At 70.9% G+C, this 22,017-nt stretch carries 18 protein-coding genes and 1 riboswitch; of the genes, 14 read left to right on the top strand and 4 right to left on the bottom strand.

Going from position 1 to position 22,017, the window contains the following annotated elements; all coding sequences use genetic code 11:
* Positions 1-10 precede the first annotated feature (10 nt).
* A complete protein-coding gene (locus ACZ5VQ_RS08235; protein WP_469104204.1) occupies positions 11-808 on the bottom strand; it encodes a tyrosine-protein phosphatase in 798 nt (265 codons plus the stop codon).
* Between the two features lie 169 nt (positions 809-977).
* Here ACZ5VQ_RS08235 and ACZ5VQ_RS08230 point away from each other — a divergent pair, with 169 nt between their 5' ends.
* The 4 genes from ACZ5VQ_RS08230 to ACZ5VQ_RS08215 all read left to right on the top strand — a co-directional run bounded on the left by ACZ5VQ_RS08230 (position 978) and on the right by ACZ5VQ_RS08215 (position 6,293).
* Positions 978-3,059: an alpha-galactosidase gene (locus ACZ5VQ_RS08230; RefSeq protein WP_469104203.1), complete on the top strand. Its 2,082-nt coding sequence runs from the start codon at positions 978-980 to the stop codon at positions 3,057-3,059.
* 295 nt (positions 3,060-3,354) lie between these two features.
* A riboswitch (cyclic di-AMP (ydaO/yuaA leader) is annotated at positions 3,355-3,521 on the top strand.
* Positions 3,522-3,523: 2 nt separating this feature from the next.
* Positions 3,524-4,444 (top strand): M23 family metallopeptidase, encoded by a 921-nt coding sequence (locus tag ACZ5VQ_RS08225; RefSeq protein ID WP_362073100.1) that lies wholly within the window; start codon positions 3,524-3,526, stop codon positions 4,442-4,444.
* Between the two features lie 197 nt (positions 4,445-4,641).
* Complete coding sequence (locus tag ACZ5VQ_RS08220; protein WP_469104202.1) at positions 4,642-5,361, top strand: DUF6250 domain-containing protein; 720 nt, start codon at positions 4,642-4,644, stop codon at positions 5,359-5,361.
* 146 nt (positions 5,362-5,507) lie between these two features.
* On the top strand, positions 5,508-6,293 hold the full coding sequence (locus ACZ5VQ_RS08215) for an SGNH/GDSL hydrolase family protein (RefSeq protein ID WP_362073094.1): 786 nt from the start codon (positions 5,508-5,510) through the stop codon (positions 6,291-6,293).
* 329 nt (positions 6,294-6,622) lie between these two features.
* Here the strand turns inward: ACZ5VQ_RS08215 and ACZ5VQ_RS08210 are convergent, their stop codons facing one another.
* Together ACZ5VQ_RS08210 and ACZ5VQ_RS08205 are read right to left on the bottom strand one after the other, a co-directional pair.
* Entirely contained in the window at positions 6,623-7,243 is a 621-nt protein-coding gene (locus tag ACZ5VQ_RS08210; protein WP_362073091.1) for a TetR/AcrR family transcriptional regulator, read from the bottom strand.
* 99 nt (positions 7,244-7,342) lie between these two features.
* On the bottom strand, positions 7,343-8,533 hold the full coding sequence (locus ACZ5VQ_RS08205) for a glutamate dehydrogenase (protein WP_469104201.1): 1,191 nt from the start codon (positions 8,531-8,533) through the stop codon (positions 7,343-7,345).
* Positions 8,534-8,872: 339 nt separating this feature from the next.
* Here ACZ5VQ_RS08205 and ACZ5VQ_RS08200 point away from each other — a divergent pair, with 339 nt between their 5' ends.
* From ACZ5VQ_RS08200 to ACZ5VQ_RS08175, 6 genes are all read left to right on the top strand, one after another.
* Positions 8,873-10,075, top strand: a complete 1,203-nt coding sequence (locus ACZ5VQ_RS08200) for an MBL fold metallo-hydrolase (protein ID WP_362073085.1) — start codon at positions 8,873-8,875, stop codon at positions 10,073-10,075.
* A 382-nt stretch (positions 10,076-10,457) separates the two neighbouring features.
* The gene (locus ACZ5VQ_RS08195) at positions 10,458-12,977 is read left to right on the top strand and encodes a sensor histidine kinase (protein WP_469104200.1); all 2,520 of its coding nucleotides are present in this window, start codon (positions 10,458-10,460) and stop codon (positions 12,975-12,977) included.
* 77 nt (positions 12,978-13,054) lie between these two features.
* Positions 13,055-13,489, top strand: coding sequence for a roadblock/LC7 domain-containing protein (locus ACZ5VQ_RS08190; protein WP_055509592.1), 435 nt, complete (start codon positions 13,055-13,057; stop codon positions 13,487-13,489).
* A 2-nt stretch (positions 13,490-13,491) separates the two neighbouring features.
* Positions 13,492-13,863 (top strand): DUF742 domain-containing protein, encoded by a 372-nt coding sequence (locus ACZ5VQ_RS08185; RefSeq protein ID WP_143635063.1) that lies wholly within the window; start codon positions 13,492-13,494, stop codon positions 13,861-13,863.
* Entirely contained in the window at positions 13,841-14,440 is a 600-nt protein-coding gene (locus ACZ5VQ_RS08180; RefSeq protein ID WP_469104199.1) for a GTP-binding protein, read from the top strand. The genes ACZ5VQ_RS08185 and ACZ5VQ_RS08180 overlap by 23 nt, the downstream gene beginning before the upstream one ends.
* Positions 14,437-15,030, top strand: coding sequence for a GAF domain-containing protein (locus ACZ5VQ_RS08175; protein ID WP_362073076.1), 594 nt, complete (start codon positions 14,437-14,439; stop codon positions 15,028-15,030). The genes ACZ5VQ_RS08180 and ACZ5VQ_RS08175 overlap by 4 nt, the downstream gene beginning before the upstream one ends.
* A gap of 83 nt (positions 15,031-15,113) precedes the next feature.
* On the opposite strand, the gene ACZ5VQ_RS08170 is transcribed toward ACZ5VQ_RS08175, so the two are convergent.
* Positions 15,114-16,997 (bottom strand): DUF2264 domain-containing protein, encoded by a 1,884-nt coding sequence (locus ACZ5VQ_RS08170; RefSeq protein WP_469104198.1) that lies wholly within the window; start codon positions 16,995-16,997, stop codon positions 15,114-15,116.
* 303 nt (positions 16,998-17,300) lie between these two features.
* Between ACZ5VQ_RS08170 and ACZ5VQ_RS08165 the strand changes: the two genes are divergently transcribed.
* From ACZ5VQ_RS08165 to ACZ5VQ_RS08150, 4 genes are all read left to right on the top strand, one after another.
* Positions 17,301-18,485, top strand: a complete 1,185-nt coding sequence (locus tag ACZ5VQ_RS08165; RefSeq protein WP_469104197.1) for a Gfo/Idh/MocA family protein — start codon at positions 17,301-17,303, stop codon at positions 18,483-18,485.
* A 252-nt stretch (positions 18,486-18,737) separates the two neighbouring features.
* Positions 18,738-19,766, top strand: a complete 1,029-nt coding sequence (gene tdh / locus ACZ5VQ_RS08160) for an L-threonine 3-dehydrogenase (RefSeq protein WP_469104574.1) — start codon at positions 18,738-18,740, stop codon at positions 19,764-19,766.
* Positions 19,767-19,833: 67 nt separating this feature from the next.
* A complete protein-coding gene (locus ACZ5VQ_RS08155) occupies positions 19,834-21,048 on the top strand; it encodes a glycine C-acetyltransferase (protein WP_469104196.1) in 1,215 nt (404 codons plus the stop codon).
* A gap of 59 nt (positions 21,049-21,107) precedes the next feature.
* The gene (locus tag ACZ5VQ_RS08150) at positions 21,108-22,013 is read left to right on the top strand and encodes a LysR family transcriptional regulator (protein ID WP_469104195.1); all 906 of its coding nucleotides are present in this window, start codon (positions 21,108-21,110) and stop codon (positions 22,011-22,013) included.
* Positions 22,014-22,017: the final 4 nt, after the last annotated feature.

The raw sequence follows: 22,017 nt of genomic DNA, 5'->3' as shown, positions 1-22,017 counted from the left end.
GGGCGGCCGGTCAGTCGAGGAACCGCTCCCGCAGTCGCTCCCGGATCTCGGGGGTCACGCCCAGGCCCTGCTCCAGATACGCGTCCACCCCGCCCCACTTCTCCTCGATGGTGTCGAACGCCGCTTCCAGGTACTCGGCGCGCGCGTCGAAGAGGGGGCTGAGCAGCTCCATCACCTCGGGGGAGTACGCCGAGGCGGAGGACTTGCTGCGGTGCACCTTGTAGCGGCGGTGCGTGGCGTTCGACTCCAGGTAGTCCGCGACGATGGCCTCGCGCTCGACACCGAGGGCGAGCAGGGTGACGGCGATGGAGATTCCGGCGCGGTCCTTGCCCGCCGCGCAGTGCATCAGGGCGGGGACGCTGTCCTCGGCCATCGAGTGCAGCACCTGGCGGTGCTCGGCCGTGCGCTCCCTGATTATCGCGCGGTAGGAGCCGATCATCCGGTCCGCCGCCTTGCCGTCCCCGAGGATCGAGCGCAACTGGTCCAGGTCGCCGTCGCGGACCATCGTCCAGAACTCGGCGCCGTGCGCCGGGTCGGTCAGCGGAAGATTCACGTTCCGCACACCTGGCAGCTCGACGTCGGGCCCTTCGAGTTTCTGGTCGGCGGCGTTGCGGAAGTCGAAGATCGTGTGCAGGCCCAGGGACGCGAGGAACGCGGCGTCCGACTCCGTCGCGTGCGCGAGGTGGCCGCTGCGGAACAGCCGTCCGTACGCCACCCGCCGGCCGTCCACCGTCGGCAGGCCGCCCACATCACGGAAGTTGCGCACTCCAGCCAGCTCGGGCTCGGTCGACGGGACCTGCTGCGTCACGGGGGCTCCTCCCATTCGGCTGCCGACGCGGCTCGTCGGCGAGGTGCGTTCTCGACGATACGACATCGATTCGTAGGCCAATGAGTTGTCCACAGGCGTTGCCGGGGACGTACGCGGCACATAATGATGTTGATGATTGAGCGTGCCTGTTCGGATCTGTGAGGGTTTGATGTTGGAGATCGGCGAAGACGGTCGTACGTGGCTTCTTTCGGGCCCGGCGAGCAGTTATGCCCTGCGGCTCGGCGAGGACGACGCGCTGCTGCATCTGCACTGGGGTCCGCGTATCGCGCTCGCCGACGCTGAGGCACTCGCCGCCGGCCCGGGACCGGAGTACTGGGCCTTCGAGGCCACCCTCGACGGACATGAGGAGTACCCGGTGGAGGGCGGCCCTCGTTTCGTACGGCCCGCCCTGTCCGTGCGGACGGACGAGCGGCGCGGCACCGAGTGGCGCTTCGAGACGCACGAGGCGGACGGCGACGAGCTGCGGCTGCGGTTCTCCGACTCCGGTCTCGGGATCACGCTGCACTACCGGATGCGGGCCGGGACCGACGTCGTGGAGCGCTGGGTGACCCTCGACAACGAGGGGCCCGCCCTGGAGGTGCTGCGCGCCGACTCCGCGGCCTGGACGCTGCCGCAGCGCGACGGCTGGCGGCTGTCCCAGCTGCACGGGCGGTGGGCGGCAGAGTCCCGGCTCGTACGCTCCGAACTCACCTACGGTGAGAAGGTCATCGGCAGCAGGCGCGGGCACACCTCGCACCAGCACCTGCCGTGGGTCGCCCTGGACGCCGACGGAGCGGCCACCGAGGAGCGGGGCGAGGTCTACGGATGCGCCCTCGCGTGGTCGGGCACCTGGCGGATCGCCGTGGCCCAACTCCCCGACGCGCGCGTGCAGATCACCGGCGGGGTCGGGTACGACGACTCGGGGCTGCTGCGGCTGGAGCCGGGGGAGAGCTTCGTCACACCCGTGTTCGCGGGGCTGTGGAGCGACGGCGGATTCGGCGGGGCGAGCCGTGCCTGGCACGCCTACCAGCGCGCGTATGTGATCCCGGACGCGGACGAGCACCGGCCGGTGCTCTACAACTCCTGGGAGGCCACGGAGTTCGACATCTCCGAGGAGCAGCAGGGGGTGCTGGCGCGGCGGGCCGCCGCGATGGGGGTCGAGCTGTTCGTGGTCGACGACGGCTGGTTCGGGGCGCGCACCAGCGACCGGGCCGGGCTCGGCGACTGGACGCCCAACCCCGACCGCTTCCCGGCCGGCCTCAAGCCCCTCGCCGACGAGGTACACGCGCTGGGGATGCAGTTCGGGATCTGGGTCGAGCCCGAGATGGTCAATCCGGACAGCGAGCTGTACCGCGCGCACCCCGACTGGGTGCAGTTCCAACCGGGACGAAAGCGAACAGAGCTGCGCAATCAGCTCGTTCTGAACCTCGCCCGTGAGGATGTCCAGGAGTACCTGTGGGAACAGCTCGACGCGCTGCTCTCCAGTGCGCCGATCGACTATGTGAAGTGGGACTTCAACCGTTGCTTCACCGACGCGGGGTGGCCCGGCGAGGCCTATCCGCAACGGCTCTGGGTGGACCATGTGCACGCCCTGTACCGCCTCCTGGACCGGCTGAGGGAGGCCCACCCGGGCGTCGCCTTCGAGTCCTGCTCGGGCGGCGGCGGCCGTATCGACCTCGGGATCATGGCGCGTACGGACCAGGTGTGGACCTCGGACAACACCGACCCGCTCGACCGGCTCGCCATCCAGCACGGCTTCAGCCAGGTGCATCCCGCGCGGACCATGGCCGCCTGGGTCACCGACAGCCCGAACGTCCAGCTCAACGGCCGCGTCAGTTCGTTGCGCTTCCGCTTCGTGAGCGCGATGGCCGGAGTGCTCGGTGTCGGCGGCGACCTGACCCGGTGGAGCGACGAGGAGCTGGCCGAGGCGCGGACGTGGGTGGAGCTCTACAAGGAGATCCGGCCCGTCGTGCAGGGCGGTGACCTCCACCGGCTGCGAGCGCCGGAGGGCGGGTTGAGCGCCGTGCAGTACACGCGTGACGGCCAGGTCGTCGTGCTCGCCTGGCTCCAGGCCCAGCACTACGGCGAGCCGGTCGCTCCGGTGCGGCTGCGCGGACTCGACCCGGCAGCGGCGTACGAATGCCTCGAAACGGGCGAAGTTCACCGAGGTGCGGTGCTGTTGCATCACGGGTTGCGGACGGGGCTGCAGGGTGACCTTGATGCGGCAGTTTTCCGGCTGCGTCGTATGTGACTGTTGTGTCCGTAATGGAGCCTTAGTTCCAACTCGCTCTGGAATAAAGGCTCCTGAAACGGCACTCCGTGAGCAGCGTCATATTCGTGACGGTCCGCTGTCGCCATGTTCACGTAATTCGGCTGTGTTTTCAGGCATTTAACAAACGGGGGAGATCCCTGCTTTACGCAGCGTGACCGTCATTTCGGTCAGGGATCAAGAGAACGGGGCACACAGGAAACCCCAAAGGTTGTTCCTGCGTCTTCATGTCGCTTACGTTCGCCACCAATCCGGACGGACGCCCAATCCTGCCGCCGCCCGGAATCCGCTCACCCACCCGTACACGGCAGGAGCGGGGGACCCACAGGTAGAACGCCTGTTCCGGTCTCCGGAACGGCTAGGGGTTAAGTCGTGCGCAAACACGGCCGGGCATCTCCAGCTCGCACCCGACAGCTCACCTCGCAGGCGCCGGAGAGGAATTCGCCATGCCCGCGAAGGGTAAGCACCGCCGTCCCAAGTCCCAGCGTTTCACCCGCTCCATAGCCGTCGCCGGAACCGGCGGCGCGGCGCTCGCCCTTCCGCTGCTCGGTGCGACCGGAGCGCACGCCGCGACTCCGCAGTCCGCCGCCGATTCCGTGGCGAGTGTCTCGAATGTCGCGAGCAAGGCCGCCGAATCGGCGCCTGCCGCCGCCGACAAGCAGGCCGAGGCGAAGAAGGCCGCGGCCAAGACCTATTCGGTGCGTGCGGGCGACTCCCTGTCGAAGATCGCCGACACGCAGGACGTCAGCGGTGGCTGGAAGAAGCTGTACGAGGACAACCGCAAGGCGATCGGCGGTGACCCGGCGCTCATCCACCCGGGCCTGAAGCTGTCGATCGGCAAGGCCGCCGCCACGTCGAGCTCCGACTCCGGCGCCTCCAAGGCCACCCAGTCCTCCGCGAAGAAGGCGGCCGCTCCCAAGGCAGCCGCCGCCCCCAAGGCCGCGGACAAGGCCAGTGCCGCCGGCTTCACGCTGCCGGTCGCGGGCGCGAGCGTCGGCACCCCGTACAAGATGTCGGGCAGCATGTGGTCCAGCGGGTACCACACCGGCGTCGACTTCGTGGTCCCGACCGGCACGTCCCTCAAGTCCGTCGGCGCGGGCACGGTCGTCTCGGCCGGCTGGGGCGGCGCGTACGGCAACCAGGTCGTCATCCAGCTCGACGACGGCCACTACGCCCAGTACGCCCACCTGTCCTCCCTCTCTGTCTCGGCCGGACAGGCCGTGACCGAGGGCCAGCAGGTCGGTCTCTCCGGCGCGACGGGCAATGTCACCGGCCCGCACCTGCACTTCGAGATCCGCACAACCCCGGACTACGGCTCGGACGTGGACCCGCTGGCGTACCTGCGCGGCAAGGGCGTCTCCATCTGACCCGACGCCGGGCACGCCCCCGCCGGGCGTACCGCTCCGCTCGTCTCCGAAGGCCGGACCCTGTGATCCCCGGGGTCCGGCCTTCGGTGTTTCGGTTCTGTGGCATGGCCGGGCGATGTGTCGACAGGGGTGCGGAAGCCGGGACACAGTGATCTCCGCAAGCGCTTTCTGTGCGCTTCCCTGCCATGGAGGTCCACATGACGACCACACGCAGAGCCTTCGGAGTCCTGGCCGCCGGTGCCGCGCTCACGGCGCTCGTCCCCGCGCAGACCGCGGGCGCGGCGGTGCGCCACCGTCCGGGGCGCCTCATCGCCCGCGACGACTTCCGGCACGGCCTCGGTCAGTGGGTGACGGAACTGCAGGACGGCGGCAGCGTCACCGCGTCCCGGGGCGTCCTGGAGATGGACGTGCCGAGCGGCGCGACCGTGTGGTTCAAGCGAAGGCTCCAAGGGCCGTACGTCCTGGAGTACACCGCCACGCCGGTCTCCGCGGGCGGCGTCAACGACCGGGTCTCGGACCTCAACAACTTCTGGAACGCCACGGACGTCCGCTCCCCGGAGGACCTCTTCGCCACGCACCGGGGCGGCGCGCTCGAAGAGTACGACCACCTCACGACGTACTACGCCGGATACGGCGCCAACACCAACACCACGACCAGGCTGCGCCGTTACGTCGGTCAGGCGGGCGTGCGGCCGCTCGTCCTCGACTACACGGAGCCCCTGCTCGCGGCGAACGAGCCCAACCGGGTCCGGATCGTCTCGAACGGCTCGACGGTCCAGTGGTGGAACAACGAGCGGCTCGTCCTCGGCTTCGTGGACCAAGAGCCGTACACGAGCGGGCACTTCGCGTTCCGGACCGTGTGGAGTCACTTCAGGATCACGGACTTCCGGGTGCGGGAGCTGCGACAACGTCCCTGATCGAACCCCTTATTCCGGGATTGACCAACACTTGACGAGTGGCTTATCTCACCGCGCGTCAACCCCTTCCTACGGTCGCGTAGCTCACACCCGAAGGTGAATCATGGCCCGATGTGGCAGACGATTCGAAGAATGACAACAGATCAGTGATCGGGTCGTACGTGGCGGTGGGGGACAGCTTCACCGAGGGCGTCGGCGACCTTGGCCCGGACGGGGCGTTCGTCGGCTGGGCCGACCGGTTCGCGGTGCTTCTCGCGGACCGCCGGCCCGAGGGCGACTTCGACTACACCAACCTCGCCGTCCGCGGGAAACTCCTCGACCAGATCGTCGAGGACCAGTTGACGCGCGCGAAGGAACTCGCGCCGGACCTGGTCTCCTTCTGCGCGGGCGGCAACGACATCATCCGGCCGGGCACCGATCCCGACGAGGTCGCGGAGCGCTTCGAGCGCGCCGTCGCGGACCTCACGTCGGCCGTCGGCACGGTTCTCGTGACCACCGGCTTCGACACCCGTGGCGTACCTGTGCTCAGGCACATGCGCGGCAAGATCGCCACGTACAACCTCCACATCCGGGCCATCGCCGACCGGTACGGCTGTCCCGTGCTCGACCTGTGGTCCCTCAAGACCATCCAGGACCGGCGGGCCTGGGACGGCGACCGGCTCCATCTGTCGCCCGAGGGGCACACGCGGGTGGCCCTGCGCGCCGGCCAGGTCCTCGGCCTGGAAGTGCCCGCGGACCCCGACCAGCCGTGGCCGCCGCTGCCCCCGCGCGGCACGCTCGAAATGCGGCGCGACAACATCCAATGGGCGCGCGAGTACCTGGTGCCGTGGATCGGGCGGCGACTGCGCGGGGAGTCCTCCGGGGACCGCGTGGTGGCGAAGGGAAGCCTGTCGCCCGGCGACATCAAGATGCGGATCGAGCCGGTGGCTTGAAGGTCCGAGGACCTGAGGGTCTTCGGGGGCGGGTCGCGGTTCGACCAGTGGTCGAGACCGGTGGCCCGAATGTCCGCGGAGCGGCGGGGCTTTCCCGACGGGTGACGTCGGGGAAGCCCCTCCGCCTTTGGCCGGCGGCGTCGGGGAAGCCCCGCCACCATTCGGCCGGTGATGTCGAGGGGGCCTCACCATCCCCCTGCTGCAGCTCCAGGTGAGGCCGAGCCGTCTCCCGGCCGGTGATGTCGAGGAAGTTGCCATCCCTCGGCGGTGATCGACGAGGGGGCGCGCTGCTCCGCGCCCGTGAATCGGCGATACGTCGGTACTCCGCCTCAGGCGCCCGGGGTCGTCAGCGCCGCGCGTTCCAGCCCCAGCTCGCGGGCCAGTGCCTCGTCCACCCACTCCTGGGTGCGGGCGCGTGACACGGCGCCTGGGTACGCCGTCATCTGGACGGCGAGCCCGTCCAGCAGGGCGGTGAGACGCAGCGCCGTGCTCGTGGGGTCCGGGCAGTGGAACTCGCCCGCGGCCACGCCCTCCGCGATGACCTCGGTGAGCGCGGCCTTCCACTGCCGGTCGAGGTCACGCGTGACGTCCCGCAGCGTAGGCTCGCGCAGCGCCACCGCCCAGCCCTCGATCCACAGGCGCCAGCCCTTGGCCTGTCCGGTCGGGGCGTACCAGCGCACCGCCGCCCGCAGCCGCCGCAGCGCGGTCGTCCGGCGGCCGAGCAGCTTGCGCAGATGGGCGAGGTCGTCCTCGGCCGCGTACGTGAACGCGGCGGCGACCAGTTTCTCCTTCGTCGAGAAGTGATAGAGCACCAGCGCATTGCTCACCCCGAGCGAGGTCGCCACATCGGCGATCCGCACCGCGGACACGCCCCGCTCCTCGATCTGCTGGATGGCGGCCCGCAGCAGTTCCTCACGCCGCTCCGCCACGCTCAACCGCACTCTTGTCACCGGGCAACCCTATTGCGTCGCCCCGGGGTGTGCCGGTGGAGGGTCGGTTACCGGCCGCGGCCGGGCCGTCACCGACCTGGACCGGCCCCGCCGACGGCGTCACCGGTACCAGCCGAACCGTTCCGCGATCAACGGCAGCCGGTCCGCGACGATCGCGTGCGCGGCCGCCCGCGGTGTCGTCCCGTCGGCCTCCGCGCGCGCGAGCGTCCGGTCGATCAGGGCGCGCATCGAGCGCCGCGTGTACGCGAACGCCTCTTCCGCGTCGGCCCCGATGTCGCCGAACAGCGTCCACCACCACCAGGCGTTGGTCCCGGAGTTGACCACGACGTCCGGCAGGACGGTGACACCGCGGCCGGCGAGCAGTTGCTCCGCGCCCGGCAGGACGGGCATGTTGGCGGCCTCGACGATCCAACGGGCCGTGATCCGCCCCTGGTTGGTGGTGTCGATCGCGTACGAGACCGCCGCCGGCACCAGTACGTCGGCCTCGGCGGACAGCCAGGCGTCGCCGGGCAGTTCGCGGTCGCCCGGACGCAGCACTGCGCGGTCGATCGTTCCGTACGAGTCCCGGGCGGCGAGCAGCGCGTCGACGTCCAGCCCCCCGGGGTTCGCGATCGTGCCCTTCACGTCGGCGACTGCCACGATCCTGAGCCCCGCGCGCGTGAGGAAGCGGGCCGTGGCCCCGCCCATCGTGCCCAGACCCTGCACGGCGACCCGGGTCCCCTCGTACGCGACCCCGGCCCGGTCCAGGGCCGCGAGGACCGACTCGGCCACCCCGCAGCCGCCGACCAACTCGTCGAGCCCGATGCCGTCCACCTCGACCGCGAACGCGTCCGCCAGCCGCCACCGGGCCGCCGCCTCGTCGTCGAGCAGCGGATACACGGCCTGGATCGACGACACGAGCCCCGCCTCCGCCGCGGCCCGGTCGACGAGGTCCTGGGTGAGGCCGAGATCCTCCCCGGTGGTCCAGAGGCTCTCGATGTACGGACGCATGGCACGCAGATAGCGCACGAGCAGGCCGTACGCCTCCGGTGCCTGGGGATCGCAGTCGATGCCGCCCTTGGCGCCGCCAAGCGGCACGTAGCGGCTCTCGGGGTTGTAGTGCAGGGCTTCCTTCATGGTCATGCCACGGGCGAGCCCGGTGACCTCGTCCAGCGTGCAGCCCGCCCGCATGCGCAGCCCGCCGCTGGAGACACCGCGTACCAGCCGGTCCACGACCAGGTGCCCCTGACGGCCGGTGACGTGGTCGGTCCAGGTGAGCGTCATCAACGGGCTGCTGTCCTGGGCGGTCATGGGGCTCCTCGGGAACGGGGATCTGGGAACAGAGAAACAGGGGAACAAGCGGAATCAGGGGAACAAGGTGACAGGTTCGGAGCGTTTGACCGGCGTGAGGCCGGGAGCGCGATGTGCCCCGGCGCTGGTACCGGCTCGCCTTTACTGAATGGTCGGTCAGTATCGAAAGTGCTGCATGTATCTGTCAACACACTGAATGGATCTTCAGTAGAACGTGATCTCGTACTCGATGGATCCCGCCATGGCCCGCGCGGAAGCCGCCCTGCCATACGCCCGACCCGGCGCTGTCAGAGGCGGCGACCATAATGGAAAGTCAGACCGACTCCACCTGGAGGTGCCGTGACCGGTTCCCGTTCTCTTAGCTCCGGGCTCCGTGCGCTGCGGCCCGCCGCGTTCGGCGCGGATCCGAGCGGTGAGCGCATGGAGCGCATCCGCAGATCGCCGAACTACGCGGACGGCGTCTTCCGGAACCCCGAGGGCGCACCCCGGCCCGACGGCGCCATGCTCGAGTTCGCGCGGTCGTTCTTCCGCAAGGAGGAGCGTGTCCGCCGCGCCCCTGCGGGCACGGTGCCGGTGCATGCCACGACCCTCGCCGACCTGGCCAGGCCACCGGCCGACGGGCTGCGGCTGACGTGGATGGGGCACTCCAGCGTCCTCGCCGAGATCGACGGGCACCGGGTGCTCTTCGACCCCGTCTGGGGCGAGCGCTGCTCCCCGTTCGCCTTCGCCGGTCCCAAGCGGCTGCACCCCGTGCCCCTCCCGCTGGAGGCGCTCGGCCCGGTGGACGTGGTCGTCATCTCGCACGACCACTACGACCACCTGGACCTGCCCACGATCAAGGCCCTGGCCGGTACGGACACGGTGTTCGCGGTGCCGCTCGGCGTCGGCGCCCACCTGGAGCACTGGGGCGTCTCCGCGGACAGGCTGCGCGAGCTCGACTGGCACGAGACGACGAAGGTCGGCGGAATCTCGCTGACCGCCACACCCGCCCGCCACTTCTGCGGCCGCGGCCTGCGCAACACGCAGCACACCCTCTGGGCCTCCTGGGCCGTGGCGGGGGACGAGCACCGGATCTACCACAGCGGCGACACGGGGTACTTCGCCGGTTTCGCGGACATCGGCGCCGAACACGGCCCCTTCGACGCCACGATGATCCAGATCGGCGCGTACAGCGAGTTCTGGCCCGACATCCACATGACGCCCGAGGAGGGCATGCGGGCCCATCTGGACCTCCAGGGCGGCCGGCCCAGCGGCGTGATGATGCCGATCCACTGGGCGACGTTCAACCTCGCGGCACACCCCTGGGCCGAGCCCGGCGAGGGCACCGTCACCGCCGCCCGCGCGGTCGGCGCCCGCATCGCGCTGCCCCGGCCCGGCGAGCCCTTCGAGCCGACCGCGGAGACCGTCCCGTCCGAGCCCTGGTGGCGCGGTGTGGCAGTCGTCCCGGAAGGCGGCTGGCCCGCCGTCGAGGAGACGGTGCGTGACACACCGCGTGACACCAAGGAGGACACCGGAGACCCGGAAACCGTCCCCGCAGGGTGACGTAGAAGCGCGCGGAGGCATTCGAAGGCAATCGGCGAGGGCCGAGGAGCATCCTGCTCCTCGGCCCTCGCCGATTTTTGCTGACCGCTTCTGACCAGGTCTGATCGGTTCGCCGACGCACGGGAACGGGCGTGCGAGGGGTTTATCGGCCTGTCGTACGAACCCTCATACCAGAGCGGGACGCAGGCCGCCGGACTTTGTCAACTGCCCATCGCACATGATGCGGTGGCGACTACTGTGAGTGGCCGCTGAGCGACACGGGGCCGAATTCTTCGACTCTCTCGACCGGCGCAGCGATGGCGCGTGTCCCAGTCGGCGCATGCCTCGGTCGCAGAACCCGCGGGAGCCCCCACGGCCCCGACACACCAGTACGAGGACGTCGATGTCTCACCTTCGCGCACCGGCCGCACGCGCAGACCGCCGCGAGGGCGGGCGGCACGGGCGACCGGTCGCCCGCACCGCCCCCACGCTGCCCGAGACCCATATACGGCCCCAGCTCCTCCGCCTCGCGGTCCTGCCGCCCATCGCGGTCGCCCTCAGCGCCAGCGCCGCGGTGCTCTTCACCGTCCGCACGACCGCCGCACGGCCCGGCCCCACCCTGTGGATCGTGCTCGGCGGGGCCGTCGCGGTGGCTCTCGCGGGCATCGTGATCGCCGCCGTGGCCGCCGACCGCGCCGCCAGGTCCGTGCACGAGCGCGTCGGCACACTGCGCCGCACCAGCGCCCGCGGCCAGTCCGATCTGCGTGCCCTCGTCGAGACCCTGCGCCGGGGCGAGGGGCCGCCCGAGCCACGACCCGTCGGCCGGCCCGCCTCGGACGCCGACGAGTTCGACCTGCTCGAGGACGACCTGGCGCGGGCGCACGACGGCGCCGTGAACGCGGTCGTCCAGGCGGCCCAGCTCTCCAGCCAGGCGGGCAGCGAGCAGAAGGTCGAGGTCTTCGTCAACCTGGCACGGCGGCTGCAGTCGCTGGTGCACCGCGAGATCTCGATCCTCGACGAGCTGGAGAACGAGATCGAGGACCCGGACCTGCTCAAGGGTCTGTTCCACGTCGACCACCTCGCCACCCGTATCCGGCGGCACGCCGAGAACCTCGCCGTGCTCGGCGGGGCCGTGTCGCGCCGGCAGTGGAGCAACCCGGTCTCCATGACCGAGGTACTGCGCTCCGCGATCGCCGAGGTCGAGCAGTACTCGAGGGTCAAACTCGTCCCGCCGATCGACGGCACCGTGCGGGGGCACGCCGTCGCCGACGTGATCCATCTGCTGGCCGAACTCGTCGAGAACGCCACGGTGTTCTCGGCGCCGCACACCCAAGTGCTGCTGCGGGCCAACGTGGTCACGTCCGGGCTCGCCGTCGAGGTCGAGGACCGCGGGCTCGGGATGCCGCTGGCCGAGCAGCACAAGATGAACGCGTTGCTCGCCGATCCGGATCAGGTGAACGTCGCGAGTCTGCTGCAGGACGGCCGCATCGGGTTGTTCGTGGTCTCGCAGCTCGCGCGTCGGCACGGGATCGTGGTGCGGCTGCAGACCAATATCTACGGTGGCGTACAGGCCGTACTGGTCGTGCCGCAGGCGCTGCTGGGGGCGGAGGGGGAGCAGCCGGCCGGGGGTGGGGCCGATGCGGGGGCCCGTTCCGGGGCTGTGGCTGTGGCTGGTTCCGGGGCTGGGTCTCAGCGGGCGGTCACGGCGGGAGGTGTCGGTGCCGGTCCGGGGGCCGGAGTGTTGGGGCAAGGCGCTTCCGGGCGTGAGGGGGCGGTCGGGCGTGGTGGTCCCGCACATGGGGGTTCCGCACATGGTGCTCAGGCACATGCCGGTTCGGCACAAGGTGCCTCGGCGCATGGTGCTTCGGTGCCGGGGGTTCCAGCACATGCCACTCCGACACACGCTGCTCCGACACATGCCGCTCCGGTACATGGGCCTGAGGCACACAGCTCTTCGGCACACAGCTCTTCGGCACACAGCTCTTCAACACATGGAGCCGCGGTTTCTCATGGCATGTCGGCACAGGAGCCGCCGCTGAGGAGCATGCCTCGCCACGGCACGCCGGGGCAGGACGTGCCGGCCCATGGCACGCCACCACATGGCACGCCCGCACATGGGACACCGGCCCATGGGACCCCGGCTCACGGGACACCGGCCCATGGGACACCGGCCCATGGGACCCCGGCTCACGGGACGGCTGCCCATGGGACACCGGCCCATGGGACTCCCGCCCATGGGACTCCCGCCCATGGAACTCTCGCTCACGGAACTCCCGCCCACGGGACGCCGATCCCCGTCCCGGGCGTGGTTCCGGGTGCCTCCGTCGACGTACCGCGGGTGCCGTTTCACGAGTCCGCGTCGTATCCGTCGTACGACGGATACGGCGTTAGGACCGCCGTGCCGGTGCAGCCGCGGCGGGACGGCGCGCCGGGCGGGCTGTCGGCCGTGAACAGTGGTGCTCCGGCCCCGCTCCCGGTGCGCGGTGCCGAGACGCGGGCCAACCCGGCGGAGGCCGTGCCCGGTATCCGTCCCGGCGATCGGCGGTTCGTCGCCGAGAACACGGTCACGCCCCCGACCCCGCGCGGCGGTGTGGTGCGCGGCACCATGAGCAAGCCCCAACTGCCCAGACGGCGGGCTCAGGAGCACCTCGTGCCCGAACTGCGCGACGGACCCGCACCCCGGCCGGACTCCGAGTTCCACGTAGGCCACGACCCCGGTCTGATGGCGGCGTTCCAGCGCGGCATCGGGCTCGCCGAGGCCCAGTTCCGGGACGCGGCCCACATGGATGAAACGCCCATAGGGGAAGCGCACCCGGCGCACCCGGCGCACGAACCACCCGAGGCGCACGCGGCGCACGAGACGGCGCCCGCGCCAGGTCATGACCTCACCGCCCGGCACGACGGGAGCACACCAGCCGGATGAACCACGCGACCCCCACCCCCACCCCCACCCCCACTTCCGCTCCCGCAGACCTGCGTACTTCAAGGAGTCGATCCCCCATGGCGAGCGATGTGCCGACCGGGCACGCATCCGACCTCGACTGGCTGATGAGCGGCCTGGTGCAGCGCGTACCGCACACCAGGAGCGCCGTGCTGCTCTCCTGCGACGGCCTCGTGAAGTCGGTGCACGGGCTCGACCCCGACAGCGCCGACCACATGGCCGCCCTGGCCTCCGGGCTCTACTCCCTGGGCCGCAGCGCGGGCGTCCGCTTCGGTGACGGCGGTGACGTACGCCAGGTCGTCGTCGAGCTGGACTCCACCCTGCTGTTCGTGTCCACCGCGGGCTCCGGCACCTGTCTTGCCGTGCTCGCCGGACGCGACGCCGATGCGGCCGTGCTCGGCTACGAGATGGCGATGCTGGTCAAGAGCGTCCGCCCGTACCTGATGACCGCGCCGAGGCAGCACTCCGTCGAACCGTCGGCGATGAGGCCTTGAGCGTGACCTCGGCCGGCGACGGGCCCTGGCTTGACGATGCGGCCGGACGCCTTGTGCGCCCCTACCAGGTCAGCAACGGCCGGACCCGGCCGAGCACCGCGCTCGACCTTCTGTCGCAGGTGATGGCCACCGGCGTCACCCCTCTCGGCTACCTCGGCCCCGAGCACGCCCAGGCACTCGAACTGTGCCGGGACCCCGTGTCGGTCGCCGAGGTCGCCGCGCATCTGAGACTGCCCGCCGCGGTGACCAAGGTGCTGCTGTCCGATCTCGTCGACTGCGGGGCGCTGTCCATGAAGCCCCCGACGTTCCACCACAACCCCACTGACCGGTCTCTTCTGGAGGCAGTGCTCGATGGACTACGACGACAGCTCTGACCCCTTTCCCACCGCCTTGAAGATCCTGGTGGCGGGAGGGTTCGGAGTAGGAAAGACCACCTTTGTCGGCGCGGTGAGCGAGATCGCGCCGCTCAGTACGGAGGAGCTGCTGACCACGGTCGGCGCCGCGACCGACAATCTCGACGGCATCGAGAACAAGGTCGAGACGACCGTCGCGATGGACTTCGGCCGCATCACCCTCGATCCGGAACACGTGCTGTACCTGTTCGGCACGCCCGGACAGGAGCGGTTCTGGTTCATGTGGGACGAGCTCTCCGAAGGCGCGCTCGGCGCGGTCATCCTCGCCGACACCCGCCGCCTGGAGGACTGCTTCGCCGCCGTCGACTTCTTCGAACAGCGCGGCCTGGGATTCATCGTGGCCGTCAACGAGTTCGACGGAGGCTTCCGCTACGACCCGGAGGAGGTGCGGGCGGCCATCGACCTCGACCCGGAGGTGCCCGTCGTGCGCTGCGACGCCCGGATCTCCAGCTCGGGAGTGCAGACCCTGCTCACCCTCGTCCGCCATCTCCTCGCCCACGCCCCCTCGCACGCCCCCAGCCACGGAGCCCACACATGACGTACGACCCGCCGCGTCCGGCCGGTCGGCTGCTGCTCACCCCCGAGGACAAGGAGGCCCCCGCCAGAACACGGCGGCTGCGGGTGCTCGGTCTGGGGCAGCACACGGAGCCGGCCCTCGACGCGTTCGCGGACCGGCTCGCCGAGCTCGCCGGAGCGCCGTACGCGATGGTCAACTTCATCGACGAGGAGCGGCAGTTCTTCGCGGGCCTGCACATCCCCGACGGCCCCGTCCCGGCCGGGCCGTCGGCCGACGCGCGTACGGATCACGCGGGCGCCGCGAAACCGAGGATCGGCCGTTATATGGCCCGGGACCATGGCTTCTGCCCCCATGTGGTCGTCCGCCACAAGGCGCTGGTCCTGGAGGACGTCCGTGACTACCCCCGGTTCGCCGGCAACCCGGTCGTCGACGAGTTCGGCATCCACTCCTATCTCGGCGCCCCGCTCATCGACCGCACGGGCATCGCGCTCGGCACGGTGTGCGTCAGCGACGTCGAGCCCCGGCCGTGGGGGCGGGCGGGGCTCGACACCATCAAGTCGATGGCGGCGGAGCTGGTCGAGCGGATCGAGCTGCGGGAAGGCGGGTTCTGACCCGCGCCCTTCGCCTCCGCATGCAGACGAGGTCCCTCTCGCCACCTGGACGGCGTCCCTTTCACACCGGGGCGACGTCCCTCTCACACCAAGACGGTGTCCCCTTCGGGGAACGTGATCCGGACCTCGTGCCCCTCGACCTCGCAGGACACCGACTCCCGTAACGCCTGCGGGTGTACGGAGTCCCGCGTCAGCGCGAGCAGCGTGACGTACACGCCGGAGCCGCTCGGACGGCCCGCCGCGCACCGGAGGTACGGCGTCGCGGAGTGGGGGCCGAAGGCGTTGGCCTCGACCTCGCGCGCGATGCCCGTGTCCTCGTCCCAGCCGTGCAGTGCGACGACGACACTGGTCAGCCCGTTGTCCGTGCGGGCCAGCGCCCAGCCGTGGCCCCGCTCGGCGGTGGGCCGGGTCCCGGCGGCGACCGCGTAGCCGCCCTCCCGGACGGTCAGGCCGGTCGGCGCGAGCACCCGGTGCACGCGTATCTCCCAGGGACCGCGCAGAACGCTCGTCGTCTCGATCGGGAACTCATCCTCGCTGCCGGGCAGTTGGGCGTTGTGGCGGGAAGCGGCCGTCCGCCCGGAGCAGTGCAGCGGGACGATGGTGAGCCGGCGGGACGCGGTGCCGTCCGGGGTCACCAGGGCGATGTGCCCGTCCACGGTCCGCTCCCAGGCGTGGGGAGCCGCCTCGGGCGCGGTCGCCGTCGAGTAGCCGAACTTCGCGTAGTGCGGGTCGTCCTCGGCGGGCGCGGACGGGGAGTTGTGGTCGCTGCCGTGGTTGACCAGGCGGACGATGCCGTCGTGCTTCGTGCCGTGCAACAGCCAGCCGGGGGCCGGGAGCGCGGTGTACTGGTCCGACTCCTCGACGGGCAGCGGCAGTTCGCGTGCCGTCCACACCGGGTGCTCCGGAGGCAGCAGCAGCCCGAGGAAGCCCATGCTCGCCCAGTACGGGGAGGCGGGCCCCGAGTACGGCCGGGTCATCGGCAGGAACGTTTCGTACCAGCCGAGCGGCAGCAGCCCGCGCTCGTCGGGCACGCCCCGCTCCACGAAGTGCCGCACCGTGCCTGACGCCAGCCGTCGGGTGAGGCCCGGCTCCAGCGGCGTACAGCCGGCGAGGGCGCCCATCCATGCCGGGGCGGCGGTGGCGAAACGGTACGTCAGGGAGCGGCCGTGGTGTATGGGGGCACCGTCCGCGCCGAAGAACCGCGGGTGGTCGGCGAGGTACCGGGCGAGCCGCTCGCGGTAGACCTGGCCGCGGCCGCCGCCGTCTCCGCCGGTCATCCGGCACCACAGCAGCGGGTACAGGTGCATGGTCCAGCCGTTGTGGTAGTCGAAAGTCCGGCCGTCGCCGTCGCTGTACCAGCCGTCGCCGACGTACCAGTCGTCGAGGCGGTCGAGCCCGGCGTCGATGTCGTCCTGGCGGTAGGGCGCGCCGACCGAGGCCAGGAACTGCTCGGCCACCACCTGGTAGAGCCGCCAGTGGTTGTCCCAGGTGCGGCGGCCCACAAAACCCCACAGCCAGTCCACGACCCGCTCCTGCGCCTCGGTGTGCAGCCGGTCCCAGATCCAGGGGCGGGTCTCGTGCAGCGCCACGGCGACCGAGGCGGCCTCCGCCATCTGCGGGGAGCAGTCGGTGAGTTCGGGCCACGCCTCGCCGCTGTCGCGGTCGGTGCCCGCTGTCAGACCCCGCGCGTAGCGTTCTGTGAGACGGGGATCGACGTCGCCCCGCGCCCCGGCGATCCGGAAGGAGGCCAGCAGGAATGACCGCGCGAACCCTTCGAGGCCGTCCGACACCACCCCCGACCACGAGGCCCGCCCGGGCAGCCGGTACTGCGCGAAGCCCGGCGTCGCGTACGGGACCAGGGCTTCGAGCTGCCGGTCGGCGAGCGTCTCCCAGTGCGCCCGCGTCCAGCCGGTGTGCGGCGACAGGACGTGGTCGATGGGCGGCAGGGACACGTGCGGTGCGGGCATGGCGGGGTTCCGACTCCTCTGTTCCCGGGCGCGATTCCAGGTTCCGGAGAGGGATACGGCTGGTGGGGGCCGTCAGATCAATTGTGCTGTGTGCGTATGCCATGTGTCCTGTGCGCACACAGTGAGGCCTGTTCGTATGTGGTCGGCCCTGTTCGTATGTGCGGCCCCAGTGCGCTCTCCCGGAACGTGTCGCCCGATGGGAAGTTGACTCCGGCTCAGGTGGGCACGGCTTCCTCGGATGAACACGGCCGGGCCCTCCTGCCGCCGGACCCGACTCCTCGTCACCGAACGGGAAGGCATCTCATGACCGACCTGCGTCTCGGCGCCCTCGGCTTCGGCCTGCGCGGTTCGCTCGCGCGCATCGCCCACCGGCCCGGCCGGGGCTCGCGCGTGACCGTCGTCGCCGAACACGATCTGGCACTGCGGGACCGCGCCGCCGACCGCATCCCCGGCGTCCGGACCGTCGAGGACCACCGCAAGGTCGTCGACGACCCGGACGTCGACGCCGTGCTCGTCCTCACCCCGGACCACACCCATGCCGACATCGCCTGCGAGGCCCTGCGCGCGGGCAAGCCCGTCTTCGTGGAGAAGCCCCTGGACATCACCATCGAGCGCTGCGACCTCATCCTGCGCACGGCCTTCGAGACCGGCACCCGGCTGTACGTGGGCCACAACATGCGCCACATGCCGGTGATCCGGCTGATGCGCGACCTCGTCCTGCGCGGCGACATCGGCACGGTCAAAACGGTGTGGGTACGCCACTTCGTCGGCTACGGAGGCGACTGGTACTTCAAGGACTGGCACGCCGAACGCCGGTGCACCACCGGCCTGTTGCTGCAGAAGGGCGCCCACGACCTCGACGTACTGCACTGGCTCGCGGGCGGATACACCCGGCAGGTACAGGCGTTCGGCGACCTGATGGTGTACGGCGGCAATCCGCACCGCCGGTCGCCGGGCGAGCCGAAGGCCGACGACTGGTACACGGAGGACGGACACTGGCCGCCGCACACCCAGCGGGCCCTCAACCCCGTCATCGACGTCGAGGACGTGTCCATCGTCAACATGCGCCTGGACAACGGGGTGTTGGCCGCCTACCAGCAGTGCCACTTCACCCCCGACTACTGGCGCAACTACACGGTCGTCGGCGACGCGGGCCGCCTGGAGAACTTCGGGGACGGGCCCGGGGGAGTGGTGAAGGTGTGGAACTCCCGGCGCTCCGGGTACCGGGCCGAGGCGGACGCCGAGTACGCGGTGCCCGATGTGGAGCAGGACGCCGAGCACGGGGGCGCGGACCCGGTGCTGATCGACGAGTTCCTGCGGTTCGCACGCGAGGGAGGGCGCACCGACACGTCCCCGGTGGCCGCGCGGATGGCGGTGGCGGCGGGATTCCGGGCCACGGAGTCGCTGCGCGGGGGCGGCGTTCCGTACGAGGTGCCGCCGCTGGACGCCGAGCTGGTCGCGTACTTCGAGAGGGGGCAGACACGCTGACGGGGGCGGGGGGTGCGCGCGTGGGGAGCGAGGCGTGAAGGAAAGCTGCGGCGGAGCTTAAGAAAACCTCGATGGACCGCAGCGCCCGTGTACGGCAGATTTCTCCGCGTCGGCAGTGGAGCGCCGCAGCCGCTGAGAGGCGCTCCCGCATGGCCCACCCGCCATGCCCCCTGCCGTGACGCCACCCCTCACTCCGGGCCGGGGCATGCCGAGGCATGCCCCGGCCCGGAACCCTCGTACACGGGAGCCGTGTTGAAGGCGCTGGTCAAGGAGAAGGCTGAGCCGGGACTCCGGCTCATGGACGTACCGCAGCCGGTCGTCGGACCCGGCGACGTACTGATCAAGGTCCTCAGGACCGGGATCTGCGGCACCGACCTGCACATCCGCAGCTGGGACGGCTGGGCACAGCAGTCGATCAGGACCCCGCTCGTGATCGGCCACGAGTTCGTGGGCGAGGTCGTCGAGACGGGCCGCGACGTCGGCGAGATCGCCGTGGGCGACCGGGTCAGCGGCGAGGGCCACCTGGTGTGCGGCAAGTGCCGCAACTGCCAGGCCGGACGGCGCCATCTGTGCCGCGCCACGGTGGGGCTCGGCGTCGGCCGGGACGGCGCGTTCGCCGAGTACGTCGCGCTGCCCGCGTCCAACGTGTGGGTGCACCGCGTCCCCGTCGACCTCGACGTCGCCGCGATCTTCGACCCCTTCGGCAACGCCGTGCACACCGCGCTGTCGTTCCCGCTGGTCGGAGAGGACGTACTGATCACCGGCGCGGGACCCATCGGCCTGATGGCCGCCGCCGTCGCCAAGCACGCCGGCGCCCGGCACGTCGTGGTCACCGACATCAGCGAGGAGCGTCTGGAGCTCGCCCGCAAGATCGGCGTCAGCCTCGCGCTGAACGTCGCCAAGTCGACCATCACCGACGGGCAGCGCACGCTCGGCCTGCGCGAGGGCTTCGACGTCGGCCTGGAGATGTCCGGCAACCCCGTCGCGATGCGCGACATGCTCGCCAACATGACGCACGGCGGAAAGATCGCCATGCTCGGACTTCCGTCCGAGGAGTTCGCCGTCGACTGGTCCCGGATCGTCACCTCCATGATCACGATCAAGGGCATCTACGGCCGCGAGATGTTCGAGACCTGGTACGCGATGTCGGTCCTCCTCGAAGGCGGCCTCGACCTCGCCCCCGTGATCACCGGCCGCTACGGCTACCGCGACTACGAGGCGGCGTTCGCCGACGCGGCGAGCGGCCGCGGCGGGAAGGTCATCCTCGACTGGACTGCGTAAGCCCCCGGTCCCCTCAGCGCCCCTCCGCACGCTCCCCGTACCGCGTGAGCCCCTCTAGGAGCCCCTCATGTTCGACTCCGTACGCGACGACCTCCGCACCACCCTCGACGAGATCCGCGCCGCCGGACTGCACAAGCCCGAGCGCGTCATCGGCAGCCCGCAGTCCGCGACCGTGACCGTCACCGCGGGCGGCCGCCCCGGTGAGGTCCTCAACTTCTGCGCGAACAACTACCTCGGTCTCGCCGACCACCCCGAGGTCGTCGCCGCCGCCCACGAGGCCCTCGACCGCTGGGGATACGGCATGGCCTCCGTGCGCTTCATCTGCGGTACGCAGGAGGTGCACAAGGAGCTCGAACAGCGCCTCTCCGCCTTCCTCGGCCAAGAGGACACGATCCTCTACTCCTCCTGCTTCGACGCCAACGGAGGAGTCTTCGAAACCCTCCTCGGCGAGGAGGACGCGGTGATCTCCGACGCCCTCAACCACGCGTCGATCATCGACGGCATCCGCCTCTCGAAGGCCCGCCGGCTCCGCTACGCCAACCGCGACCTCGCGGACCTGGAACAGCAGTTGAAGGAGGCCGCGGGCGCCCGCCGCAGGCTGATCGTCACCGACGGCGTCTTCTCCATGGACGGGTACGTGGCCCCGCTGCGCGAGATCTGCGACCTCGCCGACCGCTACGACGCCATGGTCATGGTCGACGACTCGCACGCCGTCGGGTTCGTCGGCCCCGGCGGCCGCGGCACCCCCGAGCTGCACGGCGTCATGGACCGCGTCGACATCATCACCGGCACCCTCGGCAAGGCACTCGGCGGCGCGTCCGGCGGTTACGTCGCCGCCCGCGCCGAGATCGTCGCCCTGTTGCGCCAGCGCTCGCGCCCGTACCTCTTCTCGAACACCCTTGCCCCGGTGATCGCCGCGGCCTCGCTCAAGGTCCTCGACCTGCTGGAGTCGGCGGGCGACCTGCGCGAGCACCTCGCCGCGAACACCGCGCTGTTCCGCTCCCGGATGACCGAGGAGGGCTTCGACATCCTCCCCGGCGACCACGCCATCGCCCCGGTCATGATCGGCGACGCGGCCGTCGCCGGACGCATGGCGGAGCTGCTCCTGGACCGCGGGGTGTACGTGATCGGCTTTTCGTACCCGGTGGTCCCGCAGGGCCGGGCCCGGATCCGCGTACAGCTGTCCGCCGCGCACTCGACGGAGGACGTGAACCGTGCCGTGGACGCCTTCGTGGCGGCGCGGGCGGAGCTGGAGGCGGAAGGGACGGCGGCGGAGGCCTGAGTGCGGACGGGGCCGGGGACGCTGCGGGGTGAGCGTGAACCTCTGAGAGAATCGGTCACATGATCGAAGCGCGGCGGCTCCACATCCTCCGTGCGGTGGCGGATCATCGCACGGTGACGGCCGCTGCCGCCGCGCTCTACCTCACGCCCTCCGCCGTCTCGCAACAGCTGACGGCCCTGGAGCAGGAGACGGGCCACCGCCTGGTGGAGCGCAGTGCCAGGGGTGTACGCCTGACTCCGGCCGGTGAGATCCTGCTCAGCCACACCAACGCGGTCCTCGCCCAGCTGGAGAAGGCCGAGGCGGAGCTCGCCGCGTACGACTCGGGTTCGGCGGGCACGGTCACGGTCGCCTCCTTCGCGACCGGCATCGGCCTGGTCGTCGCGCCCGCCGTGGCCCGGCTCGCGCGGACCGCGCCCGGCATCCGCATCCGCGTCCAGGACGCCGAGGGCGACGCCAGCCTGCCGATGGTGCTCGACCGGCAGGTCGACGTGGCGGTCGCCGTCGAGTACCGAGGCGCACCGGACGCCGACGACCCCCGCCTCGCCCACATTCCGCTGTACGCCGAGCCGTTCGACGCCGTCGTTCCGGTGACCCACCGCCTCGCGGACCGTACGGAGGTGCCGCTCGGCGAGCTGGCGAAGGACCCGTGGATCGGCCCGTACCCCGGAAACCCCTGCCACGACGTGGTGGTCCTGGCCTGTGAGCACGCGGGATTCCAGCCCCGTCTCGAACACTCCTCGGACGACTTCCGCGCCGTCGTCGCGCTCGCGTCGGCGGACGCGGGGGTCGCCCTGGTGCCGCGCTCGGCCCTGAGCGGAATGGATCTCGCGGGTGTGGTCGTGCGCCCCGTCGACGGTGTCGCACCCACGCGCCGGGTCTTCGCCGCCGTGCGCCGGGGGGCCGAGGAGCATCCGCTGATCCGGCCGGTCCTGGAGGCGCTGGGGGAGGCCGCACCCGTGGGATGAGCGG

The organism is Streptomyces sp. NPDC033178 (genome assembly GCF_055577685.1).
The sequence above is the reverse complement of the archived record's forward strand: the minus strand, read 5'-3'. Positions and strand labels throughout refer to the sequence as shown.

Bases quoted from the DNA above. Each gene is read 5' to 3' on its own strand.
- ACZ5VQ_RS08150 (WP_469104195.1), top strand. From the start codon at position 21,108: ATGATCGAAGCGCGGCGGCTCCACATCCTCCGTGCGGTGGCGGATCAT.
- ACZ5VQ_RS08155 (WP_469104196.1), top strand. From the start codon at position 19,834: ATGTTCGACTCCGTACGCGACGACCTCCGCACCACCCTCGACGAGATC.
- ACZ5VQ_RS08230 (WP_469104203.1), top strand. From the start codon at position 978: ATGTTGGAGATCGGCGAAGACGGTCGTACGTGGCTTCTTTCGGGCCCG.
- ACZ5VQ_RS08180 (WP_469104199.1), top strand. From the start codon at position 13,841: ATGGACTACGACGACAGCTCTGACCCCTTTCCCACCGCCTTGAAGATC.
- ACZ5VQ_RS08225 (WP_362073100.1), top strand. From the start codon at position 3,524: ATGCCCGCGAAGGGTAAGCACCGCCGTCCCAAGTCCCAGCGTTTCACC.
- ACZ5VQ_RS08170 (WP_469104198.1), bottom strand. From the start codon at position 16,997: ATGCCCGCACCGCACGTGTCCCTGCCGCCCATCGACCACGTCCTGTCG.
- ACZ5VQ_RS08165 (WP_469104197.1), top strand. From the start codon at position 17,301: ATGACCGACCTGCGTCTCGGCGCCCTCGGCTTCGGCCTGCGCGGTTCG.
- ACZ5VQ_RS08195 (WP_469104200.1), top strand. From the start codon at position 10,458: ATGTCTCACCTTCGCGCACCGGCCGCACGCGCAGACCGCCGCGAGGGC.
- ACZ5VQ_RS08190 (WP_055509592.1), top strand. From the start codon at position 13,055: ATGGCGAGCGATGTGCCGACCGGGCACGCATCCGACCTCGACTGGCTG.
- ACZ5VQ_RS08175 (WP_362073076.1), top strand. From the start codon at position 14,437: ATGACGTACGACCCGCCGCGTCCGGCCGGTCGGCTGCTGCTCACCCCC.
- ACZ5VQ_RS08220 (WP_469104202.1), top strand. From the start codon at position 4,642: ATGACGACCACACGCAGAGCCTTCGGAGTCCTGGCCGCCGGTGCCGCG.
- ACZ5VQ_RS08205 (WP_469104201.1), bottom strand. From the start codon at position 8,533: ATGACCGCCCAGGACAGCAGCCCGTTGATGACGCTCACCTGGACCGAC.